The 6,283-nt window shown below is 48.3% G+C and carries 6 protein-coding genes; 4 read left to right on the top strand and 2 right to left on the bottom strand.

The window, feature by feature from the left end; all coding sequences use genetic code 11:
- From HMPREF2726_RS02900 to HMPREF2726_RS02890, 3 genes are all read left to right on the top strand, one after another.
- On the top strand, window positions 1-443 hold a 443-nt coding region (locus HMPREF2726_RS02900; RefSeq protein WP_070602112.1), incomplete at its 5' end, for a DUF4189 domain-containing protein.
- Between the two features lie 137 nt (window positions 444-580).
- Window positions 581-1,120, top strand: a complete 540-nt coding sequence (locus HMPREF2726_RS02895; RefSeq protein WP_070602111.1) for a DUF4189 domain-containing protein — start codon at window positions 581-583, stop codon at window positions 1,118-1,120.
- Between the two features lie 138 nt (window positions 1,121-1,258).
- Window positions 1,259-1,771 carry a DUF4189 domain-containing protein gene (locus HMPREF2726_RS02890; RefSeq protein ID WP_039862801.1) on the top strand — a complete coding sequence of 171 codons (513 nt, stop codon included), beginning with the start codon at window positions 1,259-1,261 and terminating at the stop codon, window positions 1,769-1,771.
- A gap of 156 nt (window positions 1,772-1,927) precedes the next feature.
- Here the strand turns inward: HMPREF2726_RS02890 and HMPREF2726_RS12725 are convergent, their stop codons facing one another.
- On the bottom strand, window positions 1,928-2,116 hold the full coding sequence (locus tag HMPREF2726_RS12725) for a hypothetical protein (protein WP_003777072.1): 189 nt from the start codon (window positions 2,114-2,116) through the stop codon (window positions 1,928-1,930).
- A gap of 58 nt (window positions 2,117-2,174) precedes the next feature.
- A complete protein-coding gene (locus tag HMPREF2726_RS02885) occupies window positions 2,175-4,430 on the bottom strand; it encodes a nitric-oxide reductase large subunit (RefSeq protein WP_049222865.1) in 2,256 nt (751 codons plus the stop codon).
- Window positions 4,431-4,896: 466 nt separating this feature from the next.
- On the opposite strand from HMPREF2726_RS02885, the gene nirK reads away from it, so the two are divergent.
- Window positions 4,897-6,105, top strand: a complete 1,209-nt coding sequence (gene nirK / locus HMPREF2726_RS02880) for a copper-containing nitrite reductase (RefSeq protein WP_070602110.1) — start codon at window positions 4,897-4,899, stop codon at window positions 6,103-6,105.
- Window positions 6,106-6,283: the final 178 nt, after the last annotated feature.

Here is a 6,283-nt window from a genome sequence, read left to right as displayed (position 1 = left end):
GTGTCTATCATCCCGATTTGCCGGGATGTGCGGGAGGTAATGCTCCTATGAGACAAACAAGGCAAGTGATTAATATCCCTGATCGCTGGGGCGCTATTTATTACAATGCTGCCAATCGAGCTATTGGAGTGTCTGAAAACAATACTAAAGGGGAAGAAGATGCAAGACGAGAGGCGTTGGAAAGTTGTATTAAGAATGGTGGCGGTAAAAATCCAATATCTCGGAAGGGACAAGGGTGTCATGTTGTAAGTGAATATCGCAACGGGTGTTCTGCCATTGCAGTAGGGGGCGAGCTTGGAAAAGGCAAAATGGCATCACAAAGTGATCCTTATTTAGAAAAAGCAGAACAAAAAGCTATTGCTATTTGTGAGAAGGGAAAACCTTTCAAATGCGAAATTAAATATTCAGGCTGTTCCCGCCATCCCGACTACCTTCGCTATTAAATGAATTTTCAGACGACCCTAAATATTCAGAGGTCGTCTGAAAACTTATTTTGCAGCGATAGAGTCGAAAGCGATGCGAAGTTATGCGGCAGGGTTTTGAGAGAAATGAATAACGTGAAAGATTAAGAGGTATAAAGATGAAGAAGATATTTTTAACGTTGTTGGCAATGCAGATTAGCCCCTTTGTTTTAGCCGACGGATTGAATGCGATTAACGATCCTGTAATGAATCCTTGTATTCAAAGACCGGACTTGGCGGGGTGTAGCGGTAATAATCAGTCAGGAGGACAGGCACGTCGGGTCATCAATATCCCTAATCGTTGGGGAGCGATTTATTTTAATCCAGCCAATCGAGCTGTTGGTTATTCTGAAAACAATACTAAAGGTTACCAATCTGCCAACAAAGAGGCTTTGGAAAGTTGTATTAAGGCTGGGGGAGGCAAAAATCCGATTGCCCATGATGGGAAAGGGTGTAGATTGAAACATGAATACCGTAATACCTGTGCGGCTATTGCAATAGGCGGTAAAGAAGAAGGTAAAGGAGGGTTTGGTATTGTTGGAAATGATGATGTGGAAGTTGCTAAAGAACTTGCGTTAAAAGGATGTAGTAAACATTCTGATGAATGTGTTATCCGCTATGCAGGCTGTTCCCGCCATCCTGATTACCTTCGTTACTAAATGAATTTTCAGACGACCTCTAAATGCTAAAAGGTCGTCTGAAAACTTATTTTGCAGTGATGGGGTCGAAAGCGGTGCCGAGTTATGCGGCAAGGTTTTGAGAGAAACGAATAGTGGAAAAGATTAAGAGGTATAAAGATGAAGAAGATATTTTTGATATTGATGGCATTGAATAGTTTTACTGCCTTGGGCAACCCTTTGGGAGGGAATCCGACTGACGGTTATTGCCAAACTGTCGATGGCAGCGCGTGCGGTTGGGGAGGTGGCAGTTCGTCTTCTCGACGGGTGTATAAAGTGCCGAACCGTTGGGGAGCAATTTACGTAAATCCTGCAAATGCAGCAATAGGTTATTCTGAAAATAATACTGAAGGCTATCGTTCCGCCAATAAAGAAGCTTTGGCAAATTGCATTAAAGCTGGAGGAGGGAAGAATCCTATTGCCAGCGATGGCAAAGGTTGTCGTAGGATGACGGAAGTCCGTAATTCTTGTAGTGCAGTTGCCATTGGAGGCGTTGTTGGCAATGGTGGGGCTGGTGTAAAAAGTGATGATAATTTAGAGAAAGCAGAACAAAAAGCCTTGGCTGCGTGTAGTGAATATTCTGATAAATGTGTCATTAAATATTCAGGTTGTTCACGCCATCCTGATTATTAATTAAATTTTCAGACGACCCCTAAATATTCAGAGGTCGTCTGAAAAGCCCTTCGCTTTCCGTTCCGACAAAAACTGTTTTAAAACCGACCGCGCTTCGATGTGCGGTTTTTTGTTGTCTGTGTTTTGTTTGTTTTCGGTTTCAGACGACCTTGTTTTCTAAACGGCATTGGGGTCGTCTGAAAAATAGGGAAAACGGGGAGGCGGTTGTCGCGGGATGGGGAGGGATTCAATTTGTTGGATGAGGGGCGGGGAGTAGGGTAGGGATGGATGGGTAAAGAAGGGTATTTGGTGCGTATGGAGGTTAAACGGGGATGGGCTGTTGCTGAAATGAAAGTAGGCAGGCATCAAAAAAGGTCGTCTGAAAATGTTCAGACGACCTTTTGCGGGGTATTCAAGCTATGATTTATTTATCGCGGCTGAATACGATTTTGGTTGCTTGGATGGCTACGCAGACTGCACCGCCGATGAAGATCAAGTCGGCTGCTGTGCGTACCCAGCGCAGGGTGTCGAGGATTTCCATTTGCAGGAATTCTTCGCTACGGGCATACCACAGACCATGAGTGATGGAGGCGTATGCTTGAATCGCGCCGACAGGCAGCAGGCTGATGGCGATCATGCCGACCAAGCCGCCGTTGAGCAGCCAGAAGCCCCAAGTCATGAGTTTGTCGTCGAATTTTGCATTTGGTTTCAGGTAGCGGGCAACCAGTAAGACGAAGCCCAGTGCCAAGAAACCGTACACACCGAACAAGGCTGCGTGTGCGTGAACTGCGGTAGTGTTCAGGCCTTGGATGTAGAACAGGGAAATCGGCGGGTTAATCAGGAAGCCGAATACGCCGGCACCGATCATGTTCCAGAAGGCAACTGCTACGAAGCACATCAGCGGCCAACGCAGGCGTTTCGCCCATTCGGACAGGTGTTGGTAAGACCAGTGTTCGTAAGCTTCACGACCCAGCAATACCAGCGGTACGACTTCCAATGCGGAGAAGCAGGCACCGATTGCCATAGAGGCGGAGGTAGAACCGGAGAAGTACAGGTGGTGCAGCGTGCCCGGGATACCGCCCAACATGAAGATGGCGGCGGCGGCCAGAGTGGATGCGGTAGCGGTACTGCGGCGGACGAAGCCCATGTTGTAGAAGATGAAGGCAAAAGCTGCGGTAGCGAATACTTCGAAGAAGCCTTCTACCCACAGGTGAACCACCCACCAGCGCCAGTATTCCATCACAGCAATCGGGGATTTTTCGCCGTAGAACAGACCGGGCGCGTAGAACACGCCGACACCGACCATAGAGGCAACGAAGATTGCCAGCAGGTTTTTGTCCACGCCTTTTTCTTTAAAGGCGGAAACGGTACAGCGCAGCATCAGGAACAGCCACAACAGCAGGCCGACCATCAGCAGGAGTTGCCAGAAACGGCCCAAGTCGAGGTATTCGTAACCTTGGTGTCCAAACCAGAAGTTGAATTTAGGCGGAATGACGTGGGTCAGGGCGAAGAAGTTACCTGCGTAAGAACCGCCGACTACGATAAACAGGGCGATGTACAGGAAGTTTACGCCGGCGCGTTGGAACTTGGGATCTTTGCCGCCGTTAACAATCGGAGCCAGGAACAGACCTGCTGTCAGGAAGCCGGTTGCAATCCAGAAGATGGCGGATTGGATGTGCCAAGTACGGGTCAATGCGTAAGGGAACCAGTCGGACATTTCGAAGCCGAGTGCTTCGTCGATGCCGTAGAAACCTTGACCTTCGACGGTGTAGTGCGCGGTCAGGCCGCCCAGCAACACTTGTACCACAAACAGGGCGACTGTCAGGAAGACGTATTTGCCCAATGCTTTTTGGGAAGGAGTCAGCTGTACTTTGGAAATCGGGTCTTCAGTCGGAACTTCCACTTCTTCGTGTTTGGTCAGGAAGGAGTAACCCCACATTAGCAGGCCGATACCCATCAAGAGCAATACAACGCTGGTGAACGACCACATGTAGTTTTCAGTAGTCGGTACGTTGTTGATCAGAGGCTCGTGCGGCCAGTTGTTGGTGTAGGTGAAAGTTTCGTCAGGACGGTTGGTCGAAGCAGACCATGAAGTCCAGAAGAAGAAGTTGAACAGTTTTTCACGCGCTTCTTTACTTGGCAATGTGTTGTTTTTCATTGCGAAGTGTTCGCGGGTCGTCTGAAGGGCGGGATCGTCGCTGTATACGCCGTGGTAGTAAGGCAGGATGCTCTCAATGGCTTTGACACGGGTATCGCTGATAACGACGCTGCCGTCTTCTTTAATACGGCTTTGGTTGCGGTATTCGTCGGCAAGGCGGGTTTTCAGTACGGCTTGTTCTTCAGGAGAAACTTCGTTGAATTTTTTGCCGTAAGTCTCTTGCGCAGTCAAATCCAACCATGCGACAAGCTCGCGGTGCAGCCAGTCGGCTGTCCAGTCCGGAGCTTGGTATGCGCCGTGTCCCAATACGGAACCGACTTCCATACCGCCGGTGGTTTGCCAGGCTGACTGACCTGCCAAAATATCGTCTTTGGTCATCAGCTGAGTGCCTGATGCCGAAACGACTCTCTCAGGATAAGGCGGGGCTTTTTTATAAACCTCGCTGCCCATGTAGCCAAGAATGGTAAAGCAGACTGCCAGGACGGCAAACAGCAAGTACCATAGCTTCTTGTACTGTCCCATTTCAGAACTCCTTATTTTGGTAAAAAGTGGTTGCTTATAAATTCATACTATATGAATGTTAAAGATTGTAGCACTCTTTTCAGGCAAAAGAAATATTCTCTTAACAACAATCTTTAAAAAACAGATATATAGTCAATAATAATTCTTATTATCAAAAATACGATGGCATTTTTGTAAAGAATTGGATAAAACATGTGAACAATAATAGACGATTTGATGTAGTTTTATCTAGTTATTAAGTAGTAAAACAGGTAGTAAAAGTTCATCTTTGATGAATTAATTGATTTAAGTCAAGATATAGCGGTAAAACCACCTACATAATCCTACAAAAGTGCACAAGAGATGCCTTTCAGACGACCCGGAATAAGGCAGTTTGAAAGAGCCGAAAGCGGTATGCCGCGGACGACAAAGGTTGAAAAAATATACCCTGACCTTCTTAAAATAGTTATTAAAGGAAATGACAACTATGAAACGCCAAGCTTTAGCTGCAATCATTGCTTCAGTTTTTGCTTTAGCCGCCTGTGGTGAGCAAGCTGCCCAAAAACCTGCCGAGCAAACCGCTTCCGCTTCCGCTCCTGCAGCTTCCGAGGCTTCTGCTTCCGGTGCTCAAGCTGCTGCCGAAACCCCTGCTGCCGAGCTGCCTGTTATCGACGCGGTAACCACACACGCTCCTGAAGTTCCGCCTGCCATCGACCGCGACCATCCTGCACGTGTCCGCGTGAAAATGGAAACCGTCGAAAAAACCATGAAAATGGATGATGGCGTGGAATACCACTACTGGACATTTAACGGCGACGTTCCGGGCCGCATGATCCGCGTACGCGAAGGCGATACCGTAGAAGTCGAATTCTCTAACAACCCGTCTTCTACCGTCCCCCACAACGTTGACTTCCACGCTGCTACCGGTCCAGGCGGTGGTGCAGAAGCCAGCTTCACTGCTCCGGGCCGTACTTCTACATTCAGCTTCAAAGCCCTGCAACCCGGTCTGTACATCTACCACTGTGCCGTTGCCCCTGTCGGTATGCACATCGCCAACGGTATGTACGGTCTGATCTTGGTTGAACCTAAAGAAGGTCTGCCTAAAGTGGACAAAGAGTTCTACATCGTACAAGGCGACTTCTACACCAAAGGTAAAAAAGGTGCGCAAGGCCTGCAACCGTTCGATATGGACAAAGCCATCGCCGAACAACCTGAATACGTTGTATTTAACGGTCACGTAGGCGCTATCGCCGGCGACAATGCCCTGAAAGCCAAAGCAGGCGAAACCGTCCGTATGTACGTTGGTAACGGTGGTCCGAACCTCGTTTCTTCCTTCCACGTTATCGGTGAGATCTTCGACAAAGTTTATGTAGAAGGCGGCAAACTGATCAACGAAAACGTACAAAGCACCCTGATCCCTGCCGGTGGCGCAGCGATTATCGAATTTAAAGCCGACATCCCGGGCAGCTATACTGTGGTTGACCACTCTCTCTTCCGTGCGTTCAACAAAGGCGCGTTGGGTCAATTGAAAGTAGAGGGCGCAGAGAACCCTGAAATCATGACCAAAAAACTGGAAGACAAAGCCTATGCAGGTAGCGGTGCCGCTTCAGCCCCTGCCGCTTCAGCTCCGGCTGCCCCTGCATCTTCCGCAGCAGCGCCTGCTTCCGCAGCATCTGCAGGTAAAGGCGGCTACTAATCCAGTCATCTCGGCGTAGAGACAGAAAAAAGCCACTGCTGTTCCGGCTGATGCAAGGACAACAGTGGCTTTCTTCCACAACCAATCGAAAGATTGGTTTTTCAGACGACCTATCAAGTATCGAAGGTCGTCTGAAAAACCGGTTTCAAGTATAGTGGATTAAATTTAAATCAGGACA

It is taken from the genome of Neisseria sp. HMSC074B07 (assembly GCF_001810355.1).
In the GTDB taxonomy this organism is placed as follows: Bacteria; Pseudomonadota; Gammaproteobacteria; order Burkholderiales; family Neisseriaceae; genus Neisseria.
Note: the sequence above shows the minus strand (reverse complement) of the source record. Positions and strands in the feature narration are given on the sequence as shown.

Excerpts from the sequence above, each read along its gene's own strand:
- nirK (WP_070602110.1), top strand. The coding sequence starts at position 4,897 with ATGAAACGCCAAGCTTTAGCTGCAATCATTGCTTCAGTTTTTGCTTTA.
- HMPREF2726_RS02890 (WP_039862801.1), top strand. The coding sequence starts at position 1,259 with ATGAAGAAGATATTTTTGATATTGATGGCATTGAATAGTTTTACTGCC.
- HMPREF2726_RS02895 (WP_070602111.1), top strand. The coding sequence starts at position 581 with ATGAAGAAGATATTTTTAACGTTGTTGGCAATGCAGATTAGCCCCTTT.
- HMPREF2726_RS02885 (WP_049222865.1), bottom strand. The coding sequence starts at position 4,430 with ATGGGACAGTACAAGAAGCTATGGTACTTGCTGTTTGCCGTCCTGGCA.
- HMPREF2726_RS12725 (WP_003777072.1), bottom strand. The coding sequence starts at position 2,116 with ATGCCTGCCTACTTTCATTTCAGCAACAGCCCATCCCCGTTTAACCTC.